Below are 26,327 nucleotides of genomic sequence, written 5' to 3'. Positions count from 1 at the left end.
GTCCGACCAAGTCCAACTCTCTACATCTTATGCCTCGGGCGATGCCTCCCACTCCTCTCCATCATCAAGGATCGGATGAGTATCACTCACCACAACCAGCGGCTTGCCACGATGGGCCAGCGCAATGCGCGATATCGCGTCGGCTTGCCCTTCCGGCATAACTTGGCGGCTCGGTCCTAGTGCCCCTACCCACACATACTGCCCGGACTCAAGGCAAGGTAGTAAGTCACACTCATGTGGTCCTCTCCTTTTCATTTTTGCTTCGCCTACGCAAGTATTTTTCGAATCGCCCGCGCGAACCCCACCTCAAACAACGTCCGGCCCCGTTCGTTGACGATTTCGCCGTGGCGGCCTTCCCGGAAGCCCCGCTCTTCGAGATAGTCGGCCGACACCGCCTTCTGCAAGGCTTCGCGCTCTGAAGGCGTGAGCTGCGCGGCCATGGCAAGCACGGTCACCGGCTGCGCTCCTGGCGCGACCGCAATAGCCGCGCCCAGCGGGCGCCGGTCCACGGTCACCTGGATGTTGGCCTTCAGCACGTTAAGTTGCGCCTTGAGCTTGTCCCGCTCCGCAATGATGGCCTGCATGATGGAGCGGATGGCCGGGTCCTCGATGCGCATCAGGTAGTCGTGGCTCGCCAGGGTCTTGGGCGGCTTCCGTGCGGGAGGTCCGGCGTAGACCGCCCACGCTCCGATGAGCGCGCGGTAGTCGGCGGACGGAGCGTTGTAGAGGGCGCGGCCCTTCATGATGCCTTCGGCTTCGGCCAGGCGGCCGATGGCGGACAGCGAGAAATCACGCGAACCGGCTTCATAATGCCGACGGCAAAGCTCGTGCATCTTTGCCAGGCTTGCGCGCCGGTTCGAGCGCCCGCCCTTGGCGAGCAACGCCTCCAGGACCGCGTCCGGCTGGATCGCTGTTTTGCCATTCATGCTTCATCTCCGGTGAGGGCCTGGCGCCCGGCGGGGAATGCCATGACGGGGTTCGCGGTCGGCAGCAGCGAGGCGAGGTCCATATCGAAGTGCCGGCTGAGGCTTAGTCCTGCGTCCATCAGGCGAATCACCTGGCGTTTGCCCAGCGCGGGATTCTCCGGATTTATCTGCTGGGCAAGGCGGCGCATGAAGGCGTTGCCGACGAGCAGTTGCTCCTGTTCACTCAACAGGATGAACACGGGCGGGAGGTTGTCTCGGTAAAGGACCGCATCGAGCAACTGGCTGCGCCGCAACACTGCCTTGCCGGGTTCCAGATCGGGGTAGACCTCGACGCTTTCGCACACGCCGGCGAGTTGGAGCAGCTCCGACTCCGTTTCCTCGAAGCCGACCTGTACATCGCCCCCCGTGCCTGCGGCCACCAATTGTGTGCCGTTACCCTGCGCTTCGAGCGCCGCCTTGCAGCGTTCGATGAGACGCCAGCAGGCCACCAGGTCTTCGGCGAGGTCGCTAAAGCGCTTCAGGGCGCTCTCCCAGAGCCGCTCAGCCTGCCGGAAAGTGTCCAGTCGGTTGAACGGCTGACTAGATTCTTCCGCATCGGCCTTCTGCTTCTTCAAGTCCTGAAGCTCATTTTCGCGAGTAAGACAGGCGCTGCGCGCCTCGTCGAAGTGGTAGGCGAGCGTGTTGAAGTGGGCCGCGAGCGCCGGCAGGTAATGCGGCTCGGTCACGAACCAGCGGCAGCGCACGCAGTTGCGGCTGCCGCCCGGAACAGGCCCATAGCTGGGCCTGGCAGCTGAGCCGAGGTTCGGCCCGCCGTTGTAGCAGCCGCCCACTGAGCCGTTGTCCTCGACCTCACTGGTGTTGCCGCCGACCAGACACAGCCCATGGTGCATCGGCATCCAGCCCGCCGGATTGCGCGCAGCCGGATGCTGCGGGATGGCTGCGGCGAGGCTGGGCACGCTGTTGCAAATGGCCTTTTGCAACAGGTCCTCATGCTTGGTGTCGAGCAGGAAGTTCTGGATGCTGGCCTCCTTGTTCGCCTCCAGCCGCTCGGCCGCGGCGAGCAGCACGTCGCGGATGTGCGACGCGCCGGGCTTGGTGTAGTACAAGGTCATCAGCAGGCGGCTGTGCCCAACCAGCTTTTGCAGGACGGGGAACGGTACCTGGCCTTCGAGTGCCAACGCGGTGATGAGGGAAACGCGCAAGCTGTGCAGCGGGAAGAGCGTTGTTTTTCCCCCGTTCCGCCGCTCTTCGAGAGGCGGAAGGAAACAAATCGGTGCACCGTTGCGATGCGTCTCTCGCCGGTCGGCGAGCCGCTGTTCCAATGCTTGCAGCAGGCTGAACCATGGCGGATCCAGGCTCCTTTCGCTAAGCGGAAGATGACACTCGCCATCACCCGCCTCAGCCATCCGGAAAAGGAAGCAGGCATCGGGATAGCCTGCCAGTTGCACCTCACTCTTCGCGCTGATATGACGACCATCGAGTTCCGCCCAGGCCGTGCACCGCGAGACGGGGTTGTACTTCTCCTGCCAGTCGCGCAGCCTCTCCAACCAGTGGAAGACGTCCTGGTACACCGGCCCGCCGAAGGACCACGGCAACACATAGCCCTTGTCGGCGCCAGACTTGGCCATGTCGGCGGTCTTGTTGGTGTTGATGTAGAGCACGGTCGGAACCGGCTCGCCATCGGCGAGCGGGACACTGCGGCGGAACATCCCCTGTTGCAGCGGCCGGCGTCCACTGCCCTGCGCGAGCCGGTTCGGGTTCTGGGTCCAGTGCCCTGCTGCGTAGCGCCAGGTATCGGCCTCTCCCGAGTCGAGCATGCGCACCTGGACGCTCCGCAGCGGCAGAATGAGCTTCGTGAGCAGGGCCACCCAGCGGACCGGGCTCCACATCTCCAGCACCTGCACGCGGCGATTGTTCCGGCTCACCGAGCGGACTCGCCACACGCAGTCCCGGTCGTTGCAGTCAATCTGGTCTTTGGTCACCTCGAACCAGTCGGGGCCGGAACTCCCGCGCTGACCGATTTCGGCCCCCAGCGCACTCTGCGCCCACTGCCAGTCGCGGAAGTACGGGCCTGCCGCAAGCATCTGGCGCAGTTCGTCGATGTAGCCGTAGGGCAGCGGCGAATGCACGCTCTCGTCGCGCTTCGGAATGCCGCTATTGGAAAGGCGTGGCACGGGATTGCGGAAGGCCGGCGAGACCACCGGCTGGCCGTCGTCGGCGGCTTCGCTGCACTCGTGCATCAGCACGAAGTGCAGAAAGGCGTGGATATAGTTGTTGTACTTGATACCCGCAATTGAATCCGGGCAAGCCGTCCGGTAGAAGTCTGGCAGGACGGTGGTGCGCGCCAGGAGCACCGCCACGTCGAGCGGTAGCGTCTGCCGGACAAGGTAGCGCTCGAAGAAGGCCACGAGGGCAGCCAATTTAGAGTCAATGCCTTGAGTTTCGCCCTTTAACCACTCCACGGCCAAGGCACGCCAGGCGGCGAGTTGCGGATATTCGCGGGCGACCCAGCCGAGCGTGACATCTGTATCCCGCTTCACACCTTTTACCTTTCGGGCTGAGGTGGCGGATGATTTGGATGCAGTCGTTTTCGTCCTTTCGGCCATGAGGTTCCTCAGTCGTTGAGTTCGATGCCGGGCAGAGGCAGTCTTGTCGCCGGTTGTGGCCTGGCGTACTTGCCGCGCAGCCGCTGGGCGGCCGCATGGAGTTCGGCCAAGGCCTCGCGGGTATTCGCCTGGGTATAGACCTCCTGGCTCTCCAGCGAGGCGTGATGCATAAAGCGGCGGATGAATGCCTTGTCGACGCCAGCGTTGCGCAGTCGCTGGCCGTAGGCGTGACGGTGTCCGTGTGGCGTCGTGCCTAGTGCCTTGCCGACCGTAAGCCCGATGCGCTCGCACGCGGCGGCATGCGCCTTGTTGTATTGGGTGAGCGTGTACATGGCGCCGACGGGCTCGCGGTTCAGGTTGATGAAGGCGAAGGGGTGGCCACGTTCGACGCGTGCGACCTGTTCGAGGTAGCAGCGCCAGAGGTGCAGGAACCATTCGCCATATTCAGGCAGGAACCAGTACGCCCGCTTGTAGTAGGCGGCATCGTGGGTGCCGCCCTTCCAGCCGGCGTGACGACGGTCCATGAGGTCGGTGCGCGGCACCAGGCCGAACTGGTGGGCGAGGTAATCGGCGCGGTTGCCTTGACGGGATCGTCCGCGCTCGTCGCGCCAGTCGACGGGGGCGGTACCGTGGCTTGGGTGGTGGATGAGGACCTGGGCCTGGTGCGGGTTGCCGGGGTCCGGGAACACGTCGGGTATGTAGACGTGGAACGGTTCCGATTCGCGGAAGCCCGCGCCGTGCAGCAGCAAGGTGATGAGCATGCCGCGGTAGTCATAGCGCCCGCCCGCGCAGAACCCCTTGGTCAGCAGTTCCTCGAAACGCTCCTCCGGGAAGGCTGGTGGTTCACCCTGTTCGACCTTGGGCAGCCGTCGACCTCGCATACGGTGTCCGGTTTCGGCGGGGGATGCGTTTGCCGCCCAGGTGTATCCGAGGAAGGCCTTACTGCGTCGGTACTGGTAGGCGGCCTCGTCGGTCTGTCGGTCGAAGGCGCCACCCGCGTAGCGGGGATTCACCTTGGCCGCTTCGGGCCGCATCTCACCGAGCCAATCGAAGAAGTCGGAGAGATGGGTGATGATGTGGGAGGCATCCTGCGGCGAGCGTGGCGCCCAGCACAGGCAGCTGGGGTCGAGGCCAGTCTGCCGGTCGAAGGTTCCGGTGTAGAGCCGCTGTGCGAAGTTCTGGAACAGGCGGTAGGTGTCGCACTCGGCCGGGTTGGTTTGCACGTATTCGAGGAACATCCGCACCGAGCGGGCGACCTTCGACATCCACGTCAGGCTGCGGTCGTGGCTGCGATGGAGGCAATAGTCGAGCAACGGCTCCAGCACGCCGGCTGGCGTCATCAGTGCTGGGAGCTCCGTGTAGACGCCCGTGGCGTCGGTGTAGACGCGGGCCTTGATGGTCACGAACATGCTGCGACCTAAATCCCAAGGCTGCGCAGCAGCGCAGTGGCACCCTTGAAGTCGAGGTTGTGCAGATGCATGGCCAAATCCACCGCACCACCACCGCCGCGGGCAAGCCGGGTGTCGTAGAACTTGGAACCCCGAAGTAGCAACTCAAAGTCGCGCCCCCCAATGCTGACGTGGTAGCGCTTCGTATCGTGCGCACTGACCGGCTCGTAGGTGTTATCGGCTTTCGCATAGCCACCCAGCTTCTCCAGCACCCCAAGGGCATCTAGCGTCCGCCAGCGTTCCAGAGTCAAGTTATCCACAGTCCGACGCCTCATCTGTCCCTCCCCCGGACCCCCACCGGCTACTCGGCTTTCAAAGAAAGCCGAGCTACTCGAAACAATCAGTGCTGCGATGTACGACGGTGCGTCTTCTACACAATATGTGTGCTTAGGGAATAGCTTTATCAAATTCCGAACAGAAAGCTTCCCTCTTCAGGGGTGTTGGGGGTCAGATGCCGCTTATCTAGCTCTAACTATGTATGGATAGTTGGGGGGAATAAATGCGAGATGCGTACCCGTTTCTGCGAGGTCACTGGACGCGTGATGGCCGGACCTTCGTCGTCCAGCAGCTGGTGGCCGAGCCGCGGCTCACCATAGAGGCGATCCTCGGCTTGCAGCTCCAGTGCGGGCAGCGGTTGGGTCAGATCCGACACGGCTTGCCGCACGAAATCGCTGGCTCGCATGCGGTAGCGCGCGAACACGGCAATGGAGGTGCGCACCTCCGCCCCTTCCTCCCGGAAGGCGCTCGATGGCAAGTCGAAGACGCCCACCACGCGCCTGGCGGCATCGCTGAATGGCTCCCCGTGAGCGATGAGCCGGCCGGCGAACTTGTCGACAAAGGTCGTGGGCAGTAGTGCCACCACGACCTGCGCCGCGTCCAGTGCCTGTGACAGCGCATACTCGTGGCTCAGGGCACTGGTGCCCGCGCCGAAGCGGCCCCCAGGTGGTGCAGTCGTAGGGCTTCAGATGCGGCGATTCGAGGTGGATTGAGAACGGCGGGTTGATGAGGGCGACATCGAAGCGAGCAGGATGGATTTCCTCCATGCCGGCGTGCCGAAAGCTGCCGTCAAAGCCAGCCGCCTCGACGGCTAGTTGCACCGCCTCGATCGTAGGTTGGTGCACGTCCACGCCATACAGGCTGTGCGTGCCCGGATCCGCGAACTGCAGCAGGCGTGCCGATCCCGCTGAGTTATCGAGTATCGACACCTTACGGTTTGGCTGCCAGTGGGCTACCGCGCCCCACATCAAGCGGGCAATGGCGTCGGGCGTGAAGAACTGAGACAGATGACGCTGACGCGCCGCGTACAACTCGCCCTGATGAGCGATTTTCTCGGCCTGAGAGCCAAGACTGACAATCGCCCGCAAGGGCGCGTACCAGGTAGTAGACATGATGGGTTCCAGAAAACAAAAAGCCCCGTCGGTGAAAGTCACTGACGGGGCGTTAAGGGGAATGCAAGCCGTGTTCGGCTATGCGGACTGAGGTGATATTCCGGCGTGCCGCTGGACGAATGCCAGCAGCGCATCAGCGACCGGCGTGGCGAAGCGCAACTCCCAATACTCGTTGTACTGGATGACGTCCAGACCAGGAAAAGTTCGCCGCTGCTGGGACTCAAACACATCGGCGGGATGGAACTGCGCGAGGCAGCTTGCCAGAACGGCGTGGCCATTGCGACGAGCAAAGACTGCGAGCGCTGCGAACGCCTGCGTCACAGGCTCCAGCGAGCCGAAATGCAGTTGGCGCGAGGGCCGCGAGGCATCGCTGACCGTCTCCGATAACGCTACGAGCTTGAGCCGAACGAAGGCGGTGGAGCGGCGCACGGCCGAACTGCTGACCAGGCCGAAGGCACGAACGAGCGTGGCCGCCGTCTGCCGCTCGGCTTTCGCCGGCCCGTCCGCCTCATACGTCTCGCGCAGCAGGTTCCAGAAGCGATCCAGATCCGGCACGACACCGGCCCGGATAGCCTCCCAGATGTTGGGATAGCCGTCGATGGGCAGCCGTGTTTCGTCGATGGCGATAGGTACACCATCGATGCCAAACTCAATACCAGCCCGCTGGATAATCTCGGCGACCTGCTTGCGGCAGAATCGCTTGAGTTCGGCAGACGCTGGTGCGGTCCCTTGGCCTCCGGCGAGAGTCTCCCCTGCGCGGAAAGTCTCAATGCGTGCGTTGTACATGTACTTCTACTCCAGGAAGACGAGGCGCCCGTAGGCACCACAAGTGAAAGTTTACATGGGACCTACGCGGCTTCCTGCATGAAGGCCTCGCCGTACTCGCCGAGGAAGAGCATCAAATCGTCTGCGACCTGGTGGGAAAGCTTGAATTCCCACGCGTCCTTGAAAAACACGATGTCCAGACCGGGGTAGCTAAGCTTTTCACGGTAGTTGTACTCGACGTCGTGCACGTTGACCTGGCTTAGCCCGCCTGCCAGCAACTGATGACCCGCCTTAGTGGCAAAGGTGGCGAGGCCGGACAGGCAGTCTGCCGTGCTCTGGTAGCTGTAGTAGCCCACCTTGCGCGCCGTCCGCCGATAGCAGGCTTCGGAGGTAACGTGCTTGCGCAGGACCACTGCCGAGGCGGTACGCTTGACTTCGCGCTTGCGGTTGAGGCCGAAGCCGGAAATGATCCGCTGGGCCGCCTGCTGGTAGGCCAGTTCCGCGCCGCCATGGCCGCCGTAGCGGCGGGCCATCGATGCCCACAGCCCATCGATGTCTGGGATCTTGCCGGCCCTCAGGGCCGCGTCGATATCCAGCCCGGCGCGCTTGTACTCGTCCTCGTGGACAATATCGAGACGCGCGCCCTGAGGGGCGAACTCGCGCCGGGCGCGATTGACGACGCCGCTGGCGACCGATCGGCAGAACTTCTCCAGTTCTTGCGCCGTACGGTATTCGCTGCGAAGCTCGACCGATCGATAGTGGTCAGGGATCGCAGCGACGGTCTCGCGTTCGAAAGCTGCGGCCGCAGCATACGCGGCGTGGGCCGCTTTCTGTGCGGCGATAAACTGCTCAATAATTTCTTTGTACATGGTGGTCTCTCAAGAATGGCATGGGAGACCACCCGACGGGAGGTCTCCCGAAGGGGTCAAAAAGGGGCAGCAGGCTGACCGGCGAAGTCGTCGATCTGCTCTACCGTAGGCTAGATCAGTGGAACGCCAGCGCAGGGCCGGTAGGCATCGGCACGAGACCCAGCGCCAGCCAGTGCGCGACCGGATGATCCGGAAAATCCGGAACCGACCTAAGGCGGTACAGATCCGGCACGTCCTGCAGCTCGCACTCGCCATCCCGCAGCAATCCGCGGTAGCGATCGCTCAAGCATAGCCAGGCCAGTTCGGCCCGGGCGACGTGATCCCACTGCGCAGGCAAGCGCGATTCATCGAACAGCGCGTGGCCTGCCGCATTCATGCAGGCCACCACTTCGTGGTAGCGACCGAAATCGTGAGGGAAGCTTCTGCGCACAAACGACAGCACTTCGGGTGCGTGCACACCGAAGATCCGGCCAAGTTGGCGGATGTACACCGCGCACTCCATAGAAGAGCGCTTGGCATAGTCATCGCTGCCGACCTGCGCGCATTCTTCTCCCCACGGTGCGGGACCGACTTCGATTTCGAGGAATTTCTGGAACATGGCGTTTCCTTTGGATGTGGCTCCGGGAAACGCCCCACCGGGGAGCGTTCCCCGGTGGGTAGTGGATTGGCAGCTGGCCAGGACGGTCAGCGAGCGATGGCAGGGCTCTGATCCAGATTCAGCAGCTTCGCGAGAAGCCAACTGATCAGCACCAGGAACTCGATTTCGGCAACGAGGTGCAGTTGCATTGCAACGAGACGATCGTCACCAGTCGTCACCAGGAAGTACAGCGCCGCGAACAGGTTGATGACGGTTGCAAGAACAGCCAGCGTGCTGATACGGGAAGAAATACGCATGAGAAGGCTCCAAAAAATGGGGCCTTCCCCATTGGGAATAGCCCCAATGGGTGAAAAAGCTGATGGCCGGTACGCCGGCAGTGTCGATGCGCAGTAGCGCGTAGAGTCGAGCGAATGTTACCGCGCCTCAAACGCCGGGACAAGGACCCAGCGCTTGTCGCACTGCCTCAGCCGAGCTTTGCCGCGTTACGAGCTCGCCGGCTGGCCTCGCGTAGCCGGTGGACCACAGCCCAGCGCCGCTGCGCCACCTCCTCGGGATTCTCCAGATTGGAGAAGTCAGGCAATGGGCCATCGTCGAAGGCCTGGTAGTCGTCGGGGATCTTACCTGCGGCCCTGAGTTCCGACCGGAGCCGCTTCGATAGTCCGTAGTTGATCTCGGTGATCGCCACGTAGTCCCACCGCGCTGGCACCGCTTGCTCAGAGAACCAGACCTCGCCCTCGCCTGGCGCGACCAGCGCCACCACGTCATAGGTCCTGCCCCTCAGCGAGGGCACGGCCCGCACTTCGAAGCGCAGCACCTCGCTACGCGGGTGCCAGAAGACACGATCCAGATAGCGCCGGAAGGTGAGTGCATCCATCAGCGCGATATCGCCGTAGGACGGATCGCCCGGTGGAATGGCTTCGCGCTCGCCCTTCGGGCGCGCACCGAGGGACACCTCGCGGAACTTGGAAGTAACGGGATCAGGCATAGCTTTCCGTAAATGACGCGGCAAATTCTATAGTTTTCATGGGAAGGTGCGGCGGAAATCGGCCTGAGAATGGTACGCGGCGCAACATGCGCGCCGCCGCCTTGACTTCGCCAAGGCCTCGGTATCTTGGATGTCAGAGCAATCCAGACCTTCCCGCCATGCGCTTTTCCCGCCTCGAACGCCACACCCCCGTCGATTTCAACACCCGTCGCCAGGCCGCCTTCGCGCGCAAACAGCAGCGCGAGCGCGACAGGTACCCGCTCTTTGCGGACCACGTGGCGGCCGAGCAGCATTCTCCCGACGAGGAACTTGCGCGCCGGCAACGGCGATCCGACAACCTTGAGAGGACCATGCGTGCTTTGCACGCCAGCATCTGGCGCGAGAAGCGCGCCGTCTACTTCTCACTCCCGGAAGCGCAGCGGGCCGAGATCCGCGCAAAGTGGCAGGCTTGGACCGGACCCACCACCGCGCTCTACTTTGCCTACATCGTGGACGCCGTCAGCGGCGAGTATGAGCGACGCTCGCAAGCCGCACGCGCAGACTCCCTTGCCATCCGTCGACGGGTTCTGGCGTCGCTGCCCGAGCAAACTGCATTGGAGATCGCCTGATGGTCCCCACAGACGAACAGGCCGCTGTTGTCGACGCGGTTAAGGCCGGCGGGCCGCTGAAAGTGAAGGCATATGCCGGCGCCGGCAAAACGTCGACGCTGCGCCTGGCAGCCGAGGCGCGCGGCCGCGCGCGAGGACTGTATCTGGCTTTCAACAAGGACATCGCCACCGAGGCGGCCCAGAAATTCCCGCAGAACACCCGCTGCCGGACCGTCCACTCGCTCGCGTACAGCGCCACACCGCCGGAACTCGCCCGCAAGCTCAAGAACCCGGTCGAGCCTCCGCATCAGCTCGCTTTGCGCTACGGTCTCGCCAAGCTGCGCCTGCCGACCACGATCGGAAAAGACCTTGAACTAAGCGCCAGCAAGGTCGCCCGGATGGTGATGGACGGCGCAGCGCGTTTCTGCCGCTCCGCACAGGCCGAGCCTCTTGCCTGTCACATTCCTGTTGAGTCTATCGTGAAGGAGGAGGAGGCGGAGCATTTGCGCGACTCGCTGCTGCCCTATGTCAAGCGACTGTGGGATGAATACCTCGATCCCGCTTCCCCGTCAGCGATCGTTCACGATGTCTATGTAAAGAGGTGGGAGCGCAGCCGGCCGCGCATTGGTGCCGACTTCATCCTGTTCGACGAAGCGCAGGATGCCGATGGCCTCATGCTGTCGGTGCTGCGCGCCCAGCAGTCGCAGGTGATCTACGTCGGCGACCCATACCAGCAGATCTACGAGTGGCGCGGCGCCGTCAACGCCATGGAGCATATCCGCGCGCCAGAGTGCGCCCTCACGGAATCGTTCCGTTTCGGCCCGGCCATCGCTCAGCTGGCCAGCCGCGTGCTCCGGCTCATGGACGAGGAGACGCCTGTCCGGGGACAAGACCATGTTGAGTCGCGGATCCTGCACGACTCGACGCCGGGGCACGACCGCTTCGACGCGATCCTGTGCCGCAAGAATGCAACGGTCCTGACGCACCTAGCGCAGGGCATCGGCCGCGGCGATCGCGTCGCGGTGCGCGCCAACGTCGACGAACTCCGCGCCTTTGCCGACGGCGCCGAGCAGCTCATGCGCGGCCAGCGCATCGGCTACCCCGCCACACTCGCCCTGTTCGAGACATGGGAAGAAGTCCAGGAGTACGCCGAATCTTTTGCCGGCCGCGACCTGAAGCCCCTTGTGACGTTGATCGACAACGAAGGGGTGGACTATCTGCGCCTGATCCTCACCCGCGTCGCCCCCGAGGATGAGGCCGACTACATCGTGTCAACCGTCCACCGGGCCAAGGGCCTCGAATGGGAGCGCGTGCAGCTCGCCGGAGACTTCAAGTTCAAGACCGGCGACGACGGCACGCTCACCATGGCGCCGGAAGAGATGCGCCTGCTCTACGTCGCCATGACCCGTGCAAAGCGTCTGCTCGATGTGAGCGAGATCCGGCGCGACCTCTACACCATGTTCCGGGAAGCCGGAGTCTAAAGGAGAGCGTATGATCACCGTGCGGGTTGGCGGGACCGAGTTCCCGCTGGAGGAAGTGCTGGAAGATTCGGGCAGCTATGCCCGCCACCTCGAGCGTGCCAAGACGATCCAGGGCTTTGCGGAATGCGGCTGCACCGAGAGCCGGCCGCGGCCCAAACTGGTGATCCGGCGCCACCGCGATATCTTCCTGCTGGCGCGCTGGCCGGAGCAAGCGTTCCGGCACGCCGAAGGATGCCCATTCCATCGGAAGACCCAGGCGGCGTCCGGCGCCGTCGACAGTCTCGACGCATTTAGGATACGCGACGGCCACCTCGATATCCGCCTCGACGCGTCGCTGTCGGTCAGCACCCACACTCCTGGCAAAACCGTCCAGCGAACGCCGAAGGGCCAGAGCACGAAGCCGCAACGGCGATCCGCAGGCCTGCTCGCCTTCCTCGAGTTCGCCTGGGAGCAGGCCGGGCTTAATGTCTGGCCCGGTACCGGTGCCCGCAACTGGAACGCCTGCTGGTCTCAATTGACGGCCGAGTTGGCCGACGCCCGGATCAACGGGAAGGCCGCCGACGGTCTGCTGCACGTCATGCAGCGGTGGGATCCGGAGCGCAAGTCCGAAATCCTCGCCGAGTTTGAGGCGTGGCAGGCAAGGCTTTCGCCTACCGCCGCGGGCAACCCCCGCGGCATCCTGATCGGCGAAATCGAATCCCACGCCGCCACTCCATATGGGGGCAAGATCGTCCTGCGCCAGAGCACGCAGCGGTTCTTCATGTCCTCGGGCCTGTATGAGCGCCTGCAGGCTTCGTATGGCACCGCGCTGGCTGGCATCGGACGGGCCGAGCAACGGTGCATCGCGGTCCTGCTCGTTGAGAAGTCGCGCTCGAACTACCTGACGGTTGTCGATATCGGCGCGATGCTGGCCAACCGGCAGTTCCTGCCTTGCGACTCGTCCCACGAGGTCGCCATGGCCGATCACCTGGTCGATTTGCGCCGGACATTCCGCAAGCCGCTGCGGCATATCGGTCGAGCGCAGGTGCACCCTGACTTCGTCTTGACCGACGTCCAGCCGGAAACGGTCATCGAAGTACTCGGCATGTCGGGCAATCCCGAGTACGACGCTAGGATGGCCGGCAAGCGCCAGCATTACCAGACTGCCGGCATTCCGTTCCTCGAATGGGATGCGGTCGCCACGTCGATTTCCAGCGTGCGCGTGCCGCCAGCTGGCACTCGGACGGCCGATGCACGCTGATCGGATCCCGGTCGCCGATGCCCTGTATGGCGAAGCGCTGGAGCTGCTGCATGAACACCGCGCCGCATCGGTCGCGCTGCTGGAGCGCCATCGCGGCATCGGGCTGGATATGGCTGAAGCGCTACTGCAACGAATAGCCAGAGAAACCACAGCAGTGCGACGCTTGCAGAGCGGCCTGTATCTCTATACGCACGGCCCGATCGGCGAGGAGCTGGCGGCACTCCACGGCTTCGTGCAGGAGGTCCTCGCCGCGATTGCAAACGACACCGTCGATGTCGATCAACTGCGTGCCGCTGCAGGCCGCTTCGGTCTCGCGACCCGGCACCAAGCCGCCCAAACGCGACTGCCGGAGCGCCGCTGAACGTGGCTCAGGCCTCCACGACCTGCTAGACAAAGTGAATCGTCCTCGCCTCGCCCGGTACAGATAGAGAAGAAGCCTCCATCAGCATCAGCACGGCATTAAGCGCACGTCCACACCGTGGTCCCGAGTCTTGACAATTCCCACCGCACGATACGCTGAGTCCAATGTAGTCGCACATATCCAAACCAGCCAGCCCACCATGAAACCCGCCGTCCCTCATATCACACCGAGGACACCTGCCTTTACGGCCGTCGGGAAGCGCGCGTCGCAGCCGCACTCGCCAGTCAGCATCGGGCGAGGTGTCTGCGAGCTCTGCGGCTCGAATGCAGCGCACCTTCACGTCGAGGCCAACCCGCCCGAGCGCGACACACGCACCCTGGACCTGTTCGAGGACCATCAACAATGAGCGAAAACACAAAGATCGAGTGGACCGACCACAGCTGGAACCCGTGGGAGGGCTGCCAGAGGGTCGGCCCCGGCTGTGACCACTGCTATGCCGAGACCCGCAATGCCCGCTTTGGTGGGGGCCAGGCCCAGAACTGGGGCCCCGGCGCGCCGCGCCGGCGTACCTCAGCCGCCAACTGGCGCAAGCCGTTCCGGTGGAACCTCGCACACGCCGCCTTCGCCGCCGTGCACGGCCGCCGGCAGCGCGTTTTCTGCGCGAGCCTGGCCGATGTGTTCGACAACGAGGTGCCGATCGAATGGTTCATCGACATGCTCGATGTTTGGCGGCAGACGCCGAACCTAGACAAGCTCGTGCTGACCAAGCGCGTCGGCAACGCCATGAAGCGGCTGGGCGAAGCGTTCAATGAACTACTGCTGCGCGACGACTGCGCAGAGAATCCCTTGGTGCCGTGGCTGGCCACCTGGATCGCCGGCAACGCACCGGCCGACATTTGGGTGGGAGCCACGATCGTCAATCAGGGCGAAGCGGAACGCGACATTCCGAAGCTGCTGCGTGTGCCTGCAAAGATCCGCTTCCTGTCCATGGAGCCCTTGCTCGGCCAAGTCGACGTGTTCTCGACAATCACGGGAGAGCTGCTGCACACGTCAGGCAACGAATACAACCCTGGATCGATCGACTGGGTCATCGCGGGCGGTGAGAGCGGAAGCGACGCACGCCCGATGCACCCTGCCTGGCCGCGCAGCTTGCGGGATCAGTGCGCAGCGGCGGGCGTGCCATTTGTCCTGAAGCAATGGGGCGAATGGCATACCATTTCCGTGCTCACGACCACCGGCGAGCCGGTATTCCGAACGTTCGAGACATTTGAGCAATGGGTAAACAAGGCCAGCACCTGGGTCGGCGGCGGCATCTGCCTCAACCCGCACGGTCAGCAGCTCCAGAAGGGAGACGATTTCATCCGTGCGCGCGACGAAGGCCGCTTCCCAGTCACGGTCATGCACCGGGTGGGCAAAAAGGTATCAGGCCGCCTGCTTGACGGCACCCTGCATGACGAGTTCCCTGTCACTTCTCTTGACGTGGCCGAGGCCTGCCAGCGCGCGCTGGCTCGTGGAACGGCCTGACATCGTGCGCACTCTACCATTCTCAAGAAACAGGAGTGAAGGTGGCTGTGTTCATGTGGCCACCTCTATCGGATTGACCTGAAACCCGAGGGCCGCGGCGCGGCGTCTGAGGGCGGCGATGCTGCGCTGGCGCTGCTGCTCTTCATAGTGCTGCTGGCCCTGGTCGACGAAGGCTTCCCCGCGGGTCAGCATGAAGTACACCATCCGCGCGAGTTTATGGGCGACAGCGGTATTGGCGCGCGGTTTGTCCATGCGGGCGCACAGCCGGCGATAGAACGCGCCGAGCGCCGAGTCGCTGTGCGACAGGCTCATGGCGGCCATCTTCAAAGCCTGGCGCGCCCGGTTCGCCGAGCGCTTGGTGCCCGAGGCGAGCACCTTGCCGCCGCTGATCTTGGTGCCGGGGCACAGGCCTAGCCACGAACAGAAGTGCTTGACATTGGCGAAGCGGCTGAGGTCCGTGCCGATCTCCGAGAGGATCTTCAGCACGGCAGTCGCGCCCAGTCCATTGATGCGCGTGAGGTCCACGCCCGCCCAGTTGGCCATGACCTGGCGGACATCGAATTCGGCACGCAGCTTGCTGCCGGCTCGGGGGACTTTGCCCAAGTCGATTTGGCACTGGCCCAACTTGCCCAGCAACGCCTGCAGCTTCGTCTCGCACTCGGCCAGATGCCGTGCAATGTGGTCGTACATAGCCAGCGCCTGGGCGAGTACAAACAGATGCTCTTCGCGCCAGTTACCCGTCAGCGCCCGGGTGACTTCCTCGGCGCTGGCCTTGACGCGGCTGTGACGGTGGCGCGCCAGTACCTTTGCATCGCGCTCGCCGGCCACGATGGCGCGGATGATGGCCTGTCCGGTCATACCCATCACATCGGTGAGCACCTCGGTGAGCTGGATGTTCATCTGCACCAGTGCCTTTTGTATGCGCTGCACCCAACTGGCCTGCTCGGTGAGCAGCACTTCGCGCTGGCGGGCCACTGCGCGCACCACACACACCTCGCTGTCGGGGCGCCAGGCCGCGCGCAACAACCCCAGGCTCATCAGCCTTTGCAGCCATTGGCAGTCCTGCACATCGCTCTTGCGTCCGGGCACGTATTTCATCTGCCGTGCATCGACCAGCCAGACCTTCAGCCCGCGCTGCTCCAGCACTTCGTACACCGGGATCCAGTACACCCCGGTGGATTCCAGCGCCACCGTGTCGACGCCACATGCAATCAGCCAGTCGGCCATGTCGTTGAGGTCGTCAGTCATCGCGCCGAATTCGCGCACCGGGTCGTCAGTCGCATGGCGGGGCACGGCGACCCAGTGGCTCGATGCTCCGACATCGATCCCCGCTGCGTTGGGAAATACCTCGTCTTCTCGCTTGCGCATGGCCATGGCCTGCTTCAAGATCGTCAGTGAACGGCAGCGCCATGGGAAGCGTCGATTTCGACTCGATCTCTCAAACGGGATGCGCATCGCTGCGCTCACCACTGTCGCCGACGATTCCCGGACCAGGCTCAATAACGGGCTCACCCAGCAGCGAGGCCAATCGCCGCGAGCTCGCACCAATGGGTTATCGGTCATCTCGGCGCTGCCGTTCCCCTTTATAGTCGTTTCTTCGCGAACGCCGGGCACAGGCATGGGCATGGGCTTGGGAAGCTCAATAGCAATGCATCTCCAAGACAGGGAAGACCGAGAGTATCCGGAACCAGAAACCGTCCTCGCTATCCGCGGCGCAATCGCCACCGGCCAGATGGGCGGTCCAATGGGTGAGCCCGGCCATTGGCTCAATGAGTTCTGGCAGATCGGCGCAGCCTTGCGTGATCACGCTGAAATCCTCCAGGGTATCAAGTCCGCAAATCGAAGAGCCTTCCTAAGCACGACAGCCGACTATCTGGCTGCCAGCGAAACAGCTTCTGACCTCGCCTGAGCGAGACTCCGGCCGCGGACAGGCATAATTCCGGCATTTTTCAGCACTGAACCCTCTGCCATGCCAAGCGGCCTCCTCCAATGCGCCCACTGCGACGGCGCCCCCACCTATGTCGCCGGCCGGCTCCAGGCCGTCATCGCGTGCGACGAATGCGGGATGTCAACGCCGCCGGTCGACAACGATCCTAGGAATAGGGACGCCGCCTTCCCGCGACTCAGCGCCATCTGGAACAGCCGCGTCGACCTTCGCCCGGCCGACAAAGAAGCCATCTCCGTGATGGCCCGGCGTGCCCTGACCTCCTCGGACCTCCCCTATTTCCTCAACCTGCTCGCCTCCACAACCAGCGACTGGGAATCCAACGGCCCGAAGTTCGCTGCGATGGCAGCGGCCCTTGCCCAGCCGGACTACGAGTTCAAGCACGTCGGCCCGCCTGAGACCGTTCTCTCGCAAGCCGCTCGCTACCAGAAGCTGCTGCAGCGCGCGAAGATCATTCATATCGACGGTGCCCCGATGGTGCGCTTCGAACATGTGCCGGCATTGGCCGCGGAAGTGGCGGAGGAAGGCTTGGCGGATCAGGATTGGCCGCTCCTCGACATGGAGGAGTTCATCGGCAAGGCCATCGACAGCCTGCCGAATCACTGGCAGCCTTGACTTTGCCCGGCGGCGGGCAAGATGAAAGCATGATATTTTCCACGAGGCTCTTGATGACCCGCCCGCTGATCGCCGCCGCTGTTCTCGCACTTGCATCCCTCACTGCAAGCGCACACACTGGCCAGGCCTGTGCCCAACTGCTGCCTGCAGGCCAACCCACAATTCAACCGGCGGGCCGCACGAAACTGCTGTGCTACCGCGCCTACGCCGTGCTCTACTCAAGCCAGACACGCACGGCACTGTGGTCTGCCGAGCGACTCACGCGGGACGCCGTCGATGCAGCGCGCAAGCTGCCACGCGACAGCGACTTCTACGAAGAGGAGCAACTGCCCGAAGCCGACCGCGCCAGGCTGACCGACTACAGACGCGGATCGGGCATCGATCGAGGGCACCTCGCCCCGAGCGGCGACTTCCCGGACAAGGCATCGCAAGCGGAGAGCTTCAGCCTCGCCAACGTCATCCCGCAGGACAGCGTATCGAACCGCCGCACCTGGAGCCATATTGAGACGTCCACACGGAGGCTGGCCCGCCAGCACGGCACCATCCAGGTGGTGACGGGGCCCGCATTCGTCGGCGTTCCCAGGATGCTGGGCCGCGTGCGCGTCCCAGACTTCATCTGGAAAGCGATCTACGTGCCGGGCGTTGGCGCTGCTGTCTACATCGTTCGCAACGACGCGACGCCCGCGTACAGCGTGATTAGCATCGCAGAATTGCGGCACTTTGCAGGGATCGACCCGTTTCCGGAACTCTCAAAGACCATGAACACCAAGGCGATGGACCTGCCCCCGCCCACGCCGCACCCCGGCGAGAAGCCGGCGCGCCGTGTCGCATTCGCATGGCTTGCCTCCGGTGAAGCCGCCGCGGCCTTGTCGGCGCCGGATTCTCTCCAGCACGTGGTCCGGGACGCAAACGCAATTTTGTCGCTGGCCCTTGCCTACGCACGTTAGCCGTTCATTGAAACCGCGGGAGGAACATGTTCCTTCCAAAAAGACGAAAGGCACGCCAAAAGACGTGCCTTTCGCAAGCGAACACCCGCTTTTGATGCTGATCGCTACTGATTAACCGCCTCTCGGAAACGCTGCCCGGCTTTGAACTTCACGGTCTTGGCAGCTTCCACCTTGATCTCCTCGCCCGTGCGGGGATTGCGCGCCAGTCGTTCGCCGCGCTCGCCCTTGCTGAAGGACCCGAAGCCGACCAGGTTCAGGCCTTCGCCCTTGGCGACGGCTTCCATGATCGCGGTCAGCGTCACATTGAGCACGTTTTCAGCCTTGCTCTTAGTCAGCCCATCCACACCTGCGGTGATGGCGTCGATCAGTTCGGATTTCGTCATTTCTGCTCTCCTTGAAAATTGGCATCAAGATTGGACCACGATGGTCAGGCCGGCCATCTCCGGAAAGACAGTGCAAAACGGCGAGCTTTCCGGAAAATGTGGATTCAAGCGCTCAGTTGCTGATGGCGACAGACAATGGAAGCCCGGACCGCTCGTCGATACTCGAAAGGAAGTCCGGCCGCTGGCACACCCGCAACACCTCAGGAACGTCCATTCCGCCCAACCACATTCCCAGCAGTTGCCCCGCTTCCGCGAGCGCCCCAGTGTCGGCAGCCGGGAAGAATCCTACCAACTCAAATAGCTTGTTGGTCTCGCTATTGTCCTGCCATTCCAGTTCACTATCCGCGAACAGCGAACTGGCCAAGTCTTCCAGGATGGGACCGGCAACATCCGATAGAAATAGTCCGACCACCTCTGCGTCCCGGCGCAGATGCTGAAGTTCGAGGTACGGATCCTGATCGAGGTATCCCGCGACGATGACCATTACCTCCAGATCAGACTGGGCCGCCAAGAATTCGATCACGATGCATCCCCAGGGAGTGCGCAGGCCGCATCGAGGACGAACAGCATTGGCAAGGTCTTCTTGCACATGGGGATCATCCGGATCCTCGCCCAGCGCGGCTCTCGCGACCTTCGCCACTGCCTCCGGCAATTCGACCCGAGGCCAGAGATCCACCGATTCGGGTGAGAGACCCGCCGCGAAAATTTGTGCCAACTCTGCTTGTGTGTATTGCTTGTTCTCATGCATGGGGAAAGCTCCTATCTAGACCTGCGCGCCGCTGAGCCGGCGATAGAGGCTTTGGCGAGTAATGCCCAATTCCTCCGCCGCCTTGCTCTTGTTTCCATGGTGCCGACGCAGCGCGGCTTCGGCTTCCTCCCGTGACACGCTGGGCCTGTCCTGTGCTGCCATCGCCGACAACGTCGAAAGGTACGCTCCACTCTTGGTGACCTTACTGTGCCCTGCAGCAAGCACAACAGCCTGAATCGCTTGGCGGTGAACTTCCAGATCAGTTGGCGTGCCTCCCTTGACCGGTGCGGGCGAGCCTGCGATCTCCTCGTACAACTGATGCGCCCATCCGTGACGCAAGCCGTGGCTGGTCACTCCTAGCCCCTTTTTGTAGACCCCATGCTTGCGCAGCACGGCGTTGTAGCGACTACGCCAGCGCTTGATTGAGTAGCTCGCGGGCGTGGTTGACCCGCTGACGGGATCAATCAGGCGAGCGGCTTCCCCCAGCACATCTAACTGCAATCGGATGGGGACTTCCCGCTTACGCCCTCCCTTCGTCCCGTCTACCACCCGAAGGGTGTCCAGGTTCTTCAGTGCCGTGGCGATCTTGAGCGACCAGCTCTCCTCTACCCTCAGCCCGAACGCCGCCTGCAGTTTCAACTGCACCGCCACGTGCTTATCCGTCTTGGCAATCTCCGCGATCAGCATCCTAGGGTCAACGCCGTTGCCCTCCCATGACTTATCCGTTGTCGTGACGTAGGACCGCACAAGTCCGTGCGCCTCTCTATCTACATACTGGCCAAGCGAACGAATGAGGTCGTGCTTGCCAAGCCATTGGCAGAACGCCTTCAGATGGCTCAGCTTGTTCTCGATCGTGCCGCCGACCTGGCCTTCCGCTACCCACCTGTCTACCAGCGCCTGGATATGCTTGTGGCGAAGAGAATGGGGGCTCTCGATCATGAACCCTTGCTCGCGCAGTTCCACGAATGCGCGACATACTGTGTACATGCGTCGCTCCTGCGTCTTGAGTGACGCACGCTTGAGACTCACCCGAGTCTGGCTGAGGATCCTCTTCAGATTGTCCGCCAACACCGCATCCAGTTCCGCCTTCATGCGCGTCGGAAGCTCGTACTTGGCCAACAGCCCGCGTATGTCAAAGACCGCGTCTTGCCGCATCTGCTACCTCGTTTGTCTATCCAGTCCCGACGGTCCGGGCGGCCCGGGTGTTCCCCGTAACACCGCTTGCCCCCGCCCCGTCGATCGTGCCGTTTAGCCATCGGCCATGGTCCTGCTCTTCCGTATCCGTTAGCGATTCCATTGGCTGGTCAGCCCTCACGTGGAAGAACGTGCATGACTGTCCCGACTGAGTGGTCGCGCTCACGCGCAAACCGGCCCGCCGGGCTACCCGGTTGCTGGAGGAACCGCTCTCCAGCATGAACGCAGCTCGGTGCAAGCACCCCGCTACGCCGCCCGCGTAACTCTTGTTGCGCTGTTTGGTGACGGCCGCGCACGCCGTTCGATAGGTGGTGGATCGTCCGGTTGAGTGGTCTCAACCTACGTCCTGCCCGTCAGGTAGCGACATCTGAACCGCGGTGTATCGGGTTCCAGCGTTCGCCTACCCCGCGTTTCGCAGCTGGGCAAGTGGAATGGATGGAGGCTGCGCAGGTGTCCGGTGTCCGGTCTGCACATGTCCTCATTTTGACCAATTTCCCAAAACCGCCCGCAAAGCCAATTGGTATCGCGGTGTCCGGGGTCCTCAGTGTGGGCCAGTATCTACTTGAGCCGATTGAAAAAAATGCCGCGACATTGTGCGGCTTGGACAGACAGGCGCCCGGGGTCAATCTTGAGACGGACTCGGGTGCTGATTTGCCACTCACTGGTGGCGAGGTCGATGCGTCGGGGACGCTGAAGGTATGCCAAGCATAAACCAAAGCTCCGAGCCGTCGCAACGAAATCGCCACCAATTTCGCGAGCTTTCGAAAACTTGACTTCGCGCGGCGCGGAGTAGATTCGAGAGAGAGATCGGAGAGCAGGTGTTAGATGCGGGTCAGTAGATATCAGCAGGTATCACCAGGTGATAGCTGACATCACGCACTTGGTGTCACTTGCTTACACTTGGTGCCACTAGATTACCCGGTGCTGTCAGACGTCTAACAGATATCTAACTCCAACGCGCTTCGACAACGTTCAACATGTCCAAGGAGAGCTTCAAATGAGCACCAATACCATTGCGGTTGATGTCGGCTACGGGAACACCAAATTTGCCTTCCCCCTCGGCGCAGATGTTGCGACCCGCATGTTTCCGTCGCTGGCCCCCACGCGATCGGCATCGAGTCTTGCCAGCCACGGCGGTGGCTACTTCCAGGCTCGCGATGTCGTTCATGTGACTGTCGATGGTGCCGAATACGAGGTGGGTCCAGACGTCTCGATCACCTCGGCCTATGGCAACAACGGTCGCACGTTGTCGGAAGATTTCGTCACCACGCCGGAGTATGCGGCCCTGCTGTTTGGTGCGCTTCACTATTCCCAGGCCAGGGACGTTGGCCAACTCATCCTCGGCCTTCCCGTCCATACGCTGCAGAAGTATTCCGGCGTCCTGCAAGAGCGATTCACCGGCGCCCATGACGTCGGCGCCGGCGACGTCACGATCAAGCGCGTCGTCGCGCTTCCCCAACCCCTCGGCTCGCTGGTGACCTTCATGCGCCAGTCGGGGAAGGAGTTGGACCCCGACGACAATTGCCTGATCGTGGATGTCGGCTACTTCACGACCGACTGGGTTGTCGCTCGCGGCTACATGATGGACGACACCCGAAGCGGCGGTGTACCAGGTGGCTCCTCTCGGATCTACAAGCAGGTGGCCACGCTTCTTTCCGCCGACGAAGGCGGCGAGCCGACCGGAGACATCGAGCGCATCGACAAGTCGCTTCGCGAGGGCAAGCTTATGCGCTACTACAACAAGATGGTTGACCTACGGCCGTACTTCGAAGTCGCCAAGGCCCAGTGCCAAATGGCTGTGAAGGAGATGCAGACCCGGGTGGGCCGCACGGAAGATATCGCGGCGATCGTCCTGACCGGTGGCGGTAGCGCCCTATACTCCGGCGCCATCCGCGCCGCCTTCCCGCGCTCGCACATCGTCGCCATGGAATCCCCATGCTACGCGAACGTCCGTGGCTTCTTCGACATCGGCAGCGCGCGTCAAGCTCGCGGCTGAGTAACCGGCTATGGAAAAGCTCGCGATCAAAGTTGCCCTCAGCCCGCTGACGACACCGCGGCTTTGCGAACAACTCGCCGAGATCAGTGATCCCCGTCTGCGGGCGGAGGTCCTCCGTCGCCTGGCGGAGTTGGGGGCGGAAGCGATCCTTTCGGCGGCTAGCGGTGCAGCAGTGCAACCGCCCGCCGGCGGGATCTTCGCAGCGCTCATGTACCGGCCCGACCGAACTTCGGCCCCCGCCGCGGCTCCGGTTGCGCCACCTGTTCAGGGGCCAGCTCCGCCCTTTGTGGGCCCCGCGGCGGCTGCTGGCACTGAGGACCGGCCAGTCGACCCCGTTGCCATGAGCTCGAAAGCGGAATTCTCTCCGGCATCGGTCAGCGACAGTGTCCGCCGGGAATCCGGAGATCAAACGGTCCGCCCCGCAGGGAATCTCGATCTGAATGCGGTGAATTCCGCTATGTCGAGATTCTTTGAATGAATCTGAGAGCTTGATTCCCCTGAATCCATGGCAATCTAGAATCATCCGACCAGACAAAGGAAGCCTTCTCATGCAATTCTTCGACTATCTTTCGACCAACCACGACATCAACCGATTTGTCTTCGCAGTCGTGATCTGCTATTGCGTCATCGAGGGAGTAGTGTCATGCTATCGCGGCGTCAAGGCGCGTAAGGCAGGCTGACCAGCCAGCAACGCGCCACAAACGAAAAAAGCCCAGCAGTTTGCTGGGCTTTGTCGTTAATGGGAGGCCGGCTCAGTGCAGCGTCGGCAAGCAGTATTCCAATGCGGAGTCCAGAGACAGGCTGCGTTCTACGAACACCATCCTTCCAGATTCGTCACGTCGGTAAATGTGAAAGAACTGGGCCTCCGACTGACAAGCCTGCACGTCACGGTATGGCGTGCTGCGCATGGCGTGGATGTGCAGCTTGTTGACGATCATGGTGAAACCCTTTTGCGGCATTGCATTCTCCAGAGAGACCTGCCACGCGGGGACTCCGCCCCTGTGGGTCGGACCCACAGGGCAGAGGTTAAAGTGATACCACCAGACGGTGGCGGAAAGTCAGGCTGCGACGGCAGCCTGTTGGGACATCTGGCGAAGTTGGTACTCCGTTCGCCACTGATCGCAAAAGTCCGTGCCACGGACCTTCGGGCGATGCAGCACAACAGTAAAGCCAGCGGCGCGCAGCCGCTTCTGCAGCGTCAGTGCGTCGGCCATCCCGGGGGACTTGCCAGTCTTCACATCGACCTTGTCGAAGTCCGCAAAGATGTGCACGGTATGGATGCCCAAGCCATCTGGAACCACGAACCTGCTCAGCTCGACACGGTTCAGACAGAACCAGGTCGGCACGCGGAACAGCATATATGCGGCATACGCGCTCTCGAGGCCCTCGGCGACGCCGATCTCCCCGTTACGGGGTGACATCAGCCGCACTGCTCCCCCATCGAGCGGCAACGCTGTCAGGTAGTTTCGCTTCGAGGGCAAGATCTCGCCGTCCTTCGAGATGACCCGTGCCTTCTCAGGCTTATGGGGATCCAGCGAAGTCCGGTGAACGGTCGCGATCCTTCCGTCTGGTAGACGGTACTCAGCGACGATCGTTGGATACCGACCTACGATCTCTTTCTCATGCCAGTACTCCTGCGTGGCCAGCCGCAATCCCTGCGGCAATGGCGCGCACAGGCCAGGAACACGGGTAGCAAGGTAGCGCATGCCATGATCACCCGCCGTCAGCGGCTTCGATGTACTGACTTGCTTCATCACGCAACGCAGCAGCTCTGCAGAACTCTTGGTCTCCCTTAAGGACGGCCGAGGCCGATGAGATGACACCTGAACCGGGTCCATGCACTGGCCGTTCAGCAGGCACTTCAGCTCCAAGTAAGACATGCCGGTGTACCGCCGGACAAGCTCAAGACCGTCGCCACCAGCAGGGCTGCCGTCGTTGCACTTGCGGCATACCCAGTCGCCGCGATTCCGCTTGCGGGTGTAGGTGAATCGATCACGCCCACCACACATCGGACACGGTCCCGGGCGGCCACGCCAGAACGCATCGGTAAGGGCTGACGCAGGCAAGTACTGCTCCACTAGGGCGTCCCATTGATCGGACGACCAGCTTGCAACAATTTCACTAAGGTCTTTCATTTTCATGGGATGACTCCAGGCGGAGTAGGTTTGTCGATGCCTGTGACAGGCGAAGGAACACTTGCTCAAAAGACATCCCGGCAGAAGCCAGAAGGTCTTTTCAGCATCGCGTTTTGCGGAAGAGAGAAACGAAGGGGAATGACCGGGCGGCCTGGAGAAGAGTGACTGCTGCTACCGGTGGACCCGGTAGCAGCAGTTAAGACGGTACTGCGACCAGCTATACGTCAATGCATCGGCGCGCCGTCATAGCGGAACGGGATTCCATCGAGCGCTGCCGGATGGCGGAAGGGGATGTCGTCGTCGAAATCGCCGAAGCCATTCGACGGCGCCTGTGCGGACTGTCGACGCGCAGGTGGTTGGCGCTGCCCTGCTGGAACGGAGCGCTGTGCGCCGGCGGGACTTTGCTGCGAGACTGCGCGATCCGTACCACCATCGCTGTCGCCGTCGTTGGCACCACCGCGACTGCCGAGCATTTGCATTTGATCGGCGACGATCTCGGTGCTGTACTTGTCCTGGCCAGACTGGTCCTGCCACTTGCGGGTGCGGATGCGCCCTTCGATGTAGACCGACGAACCCTTGCGGAGGTACTGGCCAGCAATCTCTGCCAGCTTTCCGAACATCGAGACACGGTGCCACTCAGTGGCTTCCTTCATCTCGCCACTCTGCTTGTCCTTGTACCGATCGGTGGTAGCGATGCGAAGGTTGGCCACAGCGTCGCCGCTGGGCATGTACCGGACTTCGGGGTCAGCTCCGAGGTTGCCGACGAGAATCACTTTATTAACGGACGCCATATTGTTTCCTTGTCAATGAATACGGTTCACTTGCCAGACCCATCGGTCCCAAAGCTTCTGTTCACCGGTGGCAGGGTCCAGAATTGGGCGACCCGTCCGATGGTGGAAGGCGGGAACCTTCTCCTTGTGCAAGCGCTTAATGCCTACGCGGTCGCCGATCTTGCACGCTGCGTCGGCCAAGGCGTCTTTCAGACCCTCACCTTGCAGCGTCTTCTCGCCGGCCTTGGTATCCAGCTTGACCGCGAAGGATGTGTACGTCGCCTCGCCGCCAGGCTTGCGATTCGGGAATTCCATTTCGCCCCACTCGATCAGAGTTCCGACCGTGTAGTTGGATCCGGAGGCATGTCCTTCGTAACGGGCCTCCGCCGACTTGGCCGGTGTGCGATGCGGCTGACGGTCAGCGAGTCCTGATTGCCGCGACTTGGCCGAGTGCTCCCGCACTGCAGGGGCAGCCACAGGCTGGCGCTCCTTCGCTTGGCGCATGACGGATTCGGCGACGGACTGCGGCGTCACGCCATCGCCAGAATGCCGGCCGAGCTTATTCCAGCGCGGAACGACTTCCGGCAGGACTTTGTCCCCGTAGGCCGTATGCTGAATCTGGCTATCAAAGACGGCAACGAAGTGAACGACATGGTCGCCTTCGTCACGAAACAGGTTGGGTACACCATTGATCGGGATTTGGAACTCGTTGTCCGCGCCGGTACCCACTGGAACTTCATCTTTGCGCTGAGCGCGGGAAGGCGGCTTGCCCATGAAGGCGGCAGCGGCTTGCTTGATGACTTGGAACAGTGTCAT

The 26,327-nt window shown here is 62.5% G+C and carries 28 protein-coding genes; 10 read left to right on the top strand and 18 right to left on the bottom strand.

Going from position 1 to position 26,327, the window contains the following annotated elements:
• Nucleotides 1-266: 266 nt before the first annotated feature.
• The 10 genes from gmtX to ACAD63_RS34320 form a co-directional block, all read right to left on the bottom strand.
• Entirely contained in the window at nt 267-926 is a 660-nt protein-coding gene (gene gmtX / locus ACAD63_RS34365; protein ID WP_434034735.1) for a gamma-mobile-trio protein GmtX, read from the bottom strand.
• Nucleotides 923-3,532, bottom strand: coding sequence for a gamma-mobile-trio integrase GmtZ (gene gmtZ / locus ACAD63_RS34360; RefSeq protein WP_434034734.1), 2,610 nt, complete (start codon nt 3,530-3,532; stop codon nt 923-925). The genes gmtX and gmtZ overlap by 4 nt, the downstream gene beginning before the upstream one ends.
• A gap of 8 nt (nt 3,533-3,540) precedes the next feature.
• Entirely contained in the window at nt 3,541-4,941 is a 1,401-nt protein-coding gene (gene gmtY / locus ACAD63_RS34355) for a gamma-mobile-trio recombinase GmtY (protein ID WP_434034733.1), read from the bottom strand.
• Between the two features lie 8 nt (nt 4,942-4,949).
• Nucleotides 4,950-5,240 carry a hypothetical protein gene (locus ACAD63_RS34350; RefSeq protein WP_434034732.1) on the bottom strand — a complete coding sequence of 97 codons (291 nt, stop codon included), beginning with the start codon at nt 5,238-5,240 and terminating at the stop codon, nt 4,950-4,952.
• Nucleotides 5,241-5,452: 212 nt separating this feature from the next.
• Nucleotides 5,453-5,839 (bottom strand): hypothetical protein, encoded by a 387-nt coding sequence (locus ACAD63_RS34345; protein ID WP_434034731.1) that lies wholly within the window; start codon nt 5,837-5,839, stop codon nt 5,453-5,455.
• 607 nt (nt 5,840-6,446) lie between these two features.
• Nucleotides 6,447-7,154, bottom strand: a complete 708-nt coding sequence (locus ACAD63_RS34340) for a hypothetical protein (RefSeq protein ID WP_434034730.1) — start codon at nt 7,152-7,154, stop codon at nt 6,447-6,449.
• 62 nt (nt 7,155-7,216) lie between these two features.
• Nucleotides 7,217-8,002 (bottom strand): hypothetical protein, encoded by a 786-nt coding sequence (locus tag ACAD63_RS34335; protein WP_434034729.1) that lies wholly within the window; start codon nt 8,000-8,002, stop codon nt 7,217-7,219.
• Between the two features lie 115 nt (nt 8,003-8,117).
• Complete coding sequence (locus ACAD63_RS34330) at nt 8,118-8,600, bottom strand: hypothetical protein (protein WP_434034728.1); 483 nt, start codon at nt 8,598-8,600, stop codon at nt 8,118-8,120.
• A gap of 86 nt (nt 8,601-8,686) precedes the next feature.
• The gene (locus ACAD63_RS34325) at nt 8,687-8,896 is read right to left on the bottom strand and encodes a hypothetical protein (RefSeq protein ID WP_434034727.1); all 210 of its coding nucleotides are present in this window, start codon (nt 8,894-8,896) and stop codon (nt 8,687-8,689) included.
• Between the two features lie 167 nt (nt 8,897-9,063).
• Complete coding sequence (locus tag ACAD63_RS34320) at nt 9,064-9,585, bottom strand: hypothetical protein (RefSeq protein ID WP_434034726.1); 522 nt, start codon at nt 9,583-9,585, stop codon at nt 9,064-9,066.
• Between the two features lie 158 nt (nt 9,586-9,743).
• On the opposite strand from ACAD63_RS34320, the gene ACAD63_RS34315 reads away from it, so the two are divergent.
• From ACAD63_RS34315 to ACAD63_RS34295, 5 genes are all read left to right on the top strand, one after another.
• Nucleotides 9,744-10,193, top strand: coding sequence for a hypothetical protein (locus tag ACAD63_RS34315; protein ID WP_434034725.1), 450 nt, complete (start codon nt 9,744-9,746; stop codon nt 10,191-10,193).
• A complete protein-coding gene (locus ACAD63_RS34310; RefSeq protein ID WP_434034724.1) occupies nt 10,193-11,653 on the top strand; it encodes a 3'-5' exonuclease in 1,461 nt (486 codons plus the stop codon). The genes ACAD63_RS34315 and ACAD63_RS34310 overlap by 1 nt, the downstream gene beginning before the upstream one ends.
• Before the next feature lie 10 nt (nt 11,654-11,663).
• Complete coding sequence (locus ACAD63_RS34305) at nt 11,664-12,893, top strand: DUF1173 family protein (RefSeq protein ID WP_434034723.1); 1,230 nt, start codon at nt 11,664-11,666, stop codon at nt 12,891-12,893.
• Nucleotides 12,883-13,254 (top strand): DNA translocase FtsK, encoded by a 372-nt coding sequence (locus tag ACAD63_RS34300; RefSeq protein WP_434034722.1) that lies wholly within the window; start codon nt 12,883-12,885, stop codon nt 13,252-13,254. Before ACAD63_RS34305 ends, ACAD63_RS34300 begins: the two co-directional genes overlap by 11 nt.
• Before the next feature lie 402 nt (nt 13,255-13,656).
• On the top strand, nt 13,657-14,778 hold the full coding sequence (locus tag ACAD63_RS34295) for a phage Gp37/Gp68 family protein (RefSeq protein ID WP_434034721.1): 1,122 nt from the start codon (nt 13,657-13,659) through the stop codon (nt 14,776-14,778).
• A gap of 51 nt (nt 14,779-14,829) precedes the next feature.
• On the opposite strand, the gene ACAD63_RS34290 is transcribed toward ACAD63_RS34295, so the two are convergent.
• Entirely contained in the window at nt 14,830-16,152 is a 1,323-nt protein-coding gene (locus ACAD63_RS34290) for an IS110 family transposase (protein ID WP_151070526.1), read from the bottom strand.
• Here ACAD63_RS34290 and ACAD63_RS34285 point away from each other — a divergent pair.
• The 3 genes from ACAD63_RS34285 to ACAD63_RS34275 are packed head-to-tail and all read left to right on the top strand — an operon-like array spanning nt 16,151 to nt 18,285.
• Complete coding sequence (locus ACAD63_RS34285; RefSeq protein ID WP_434034720.1) at nt 16,151-16,687, top strand: hypothetical protein; 537 nt, start codon at nt 16,151-16,153, stop codon at nt 16,685-16,687. The genes ACAD63_RS34290 and ACAD63_RS34285 overlap by 2 nt on opposite strands.
• A gap of 60 nt (nt 16,688-16,747) precedes the next feature.
• On the top strand, nt 16,748-17,338 hold the full coding sequence (locus tag ACAD63_RS34280) for a hypothetical protein (RefSeq protein WP_434034719.1): 591 nt from the start codon (nt 16,748-16,750) through the stop codon (nt 17,336-17,338).
• Between the two features lie 53 nt (nt 17,339-17,391).
• Complete coding sequence (locus tag ACAD63_RS34275) at nt 17,392-18,285, top strand: DNA/RNA non-specific endonuclease (protein WP_434034718.1); 894 nt, start codon at nt 17,392-17,394, stop codon at nt 18,283-18,285.
• A gap of 104 nt (nt 18,286-18,389) precedes the next feature.
• On the opposite strand, the gene ACAD63_RS34270 is transcribed toward ACAD63_RS34275, so the two are convergent.
• The 3 genes from ACAD63_RS34270 to ACAD63_RS34260 all read right to left on the bottom strand — a co-directional run bounded on the left by ACAD63_RS34270 (nt 18,390) and on the right by ACAD63_RS34260 (nt 20,571).
• Complete coding sequence (locus ACAD63_RS34270) at nt 18,390-18,668, bottom strand: HU family DNA-binding protein (RefSeq protein ID WP_434034717.1); 279 nt, start codon at nt 18,666-18,668, stop codon at nt 18,390-18,392.
• Nucleotides 18,669-18,780: 112 nt separating this feature from the next.
• Nucleotides 18,781-19,416, bottom strand: a complete 636-nt coding sequence (locus tag ACAD63_RS34265) for a hypothetical protein (RefSeq protein ID WP_434034716.1) — start codon at nt 19,414-19,416, stop codon at nt 18,781-18,783.
• Between the two features lie 15 nt (nt 19,417-19,431).
• Nucleotides 19,432-20,571: an integrase domain-containing protein gene (locus tag ACAD63_RS34260; protein ID WP_434034715.1), complete on the bottom strand. Its 1,140-nt coding sequence runs from the start codon at nt 20,569-20,571 to the stop codon at nt 19,432-19,434.
• A 1,036-nt stretch (nt 20,572-21,607) separates the two neighbouring features.
• On the opposite strand from ACAD63_RS34260, the gene ACAD63_RS34255 reads away from it, so the two are divergent.
• Nucleotides 21,608-22,606 carry a PRTRC system protein D gene (locus ACAD63_RS34255; RefSeq protein ID WP_434034714.1) on the top strand — a complete coding sequence of 333 codons (999 nt, stop codon included), beginning with the start codon at nt 21,608-21,610 and terminating at the stop codon, nt 22,604-22,606.
• Between the two features lie 548 nt (nt 22,607-23,154).
• The gene (locus ACAD63_RS34250) at nt 23,155-23,286 is read left to right on the top strand and encodes a hypothetical protein (RefSeq protein WP_434034713.1); all 132 of its coding nucleotides are present in this window, start codon (nt 23,155-23,157) and stop codon (nt 23,284-23,286) included.
• A 72-nt stretch (nt 23,287-23,358) separates the two neighbouring features.
• Here the strand turns inward: ACAD63_RS34250 and ACAD63_RS34245 are convergent, their stop codons facing one another.
• The 4 genes from ACAD63_RS34245 to ACAD63_RS34230 form a co-directional block, all read right to left on the bottom strand.
• Nucleotides 23,359-23,565 carry a hypothetical protein gene (locus tag ACAD63_RS34245; RefSeq protein ID WP_434034712.1) on the bottom strand — a complete coding sequence of 69 codons (207 nt, stop codon included), beginning with the start codon at nt 23,563-23,565 and terminating at the stop codon, nt 23,359-23,361.
• 99 nt (nt 23,566-23,664) lie between these two features.
• Complete coding sequence (locus tag ACAD63_RS34240) at nt 23,665-24,741, bottom strand: primase-helicase zinc-binding domain-containing protein (protein WP_434035080.1); 1,077 nt, start codon at nt 24,739-24,741, stop codon at nt 23,665-23,667.
• Between the two features lie 224 nt (nt 24,742-24,965).
• Nucleotides 24,966-25,532: a single-stranded DNA-binding protein gene (locus ACAD63_RS34235; protein WP_434034711.1), complete on the bottom strand. Its 567-nt coding sequence runs from the start codon at nt 25,530-25,532 to the stop codon at nt 24,966-24,968.
• Between the two features lie 12 nt (nt 25,533-25,544).
• A complete protein-coding gene (locus ACAD63_RS34230) occupies nt 25,545-26,327 on the bottom strand; it encodes a hypothetical protein (RefSeq protein WP_434034710.1) in 783 nt (260 codons plus the stop codon).

The organism is Cupriavidus sp. a3 (genome assembly GCF_051015765.1).
GTDB lineage: Bacteria > Pseudomonadota > Gammaproteobacteria > Burkholderiales > Burkholderiaceae > Cupriavidus > Cupriavidus oxalaticus_A.
Note: the sequence above shows the minus strand (reverse complement) of the source record. Positions and strands in the feature narration are given on the sequence as shown.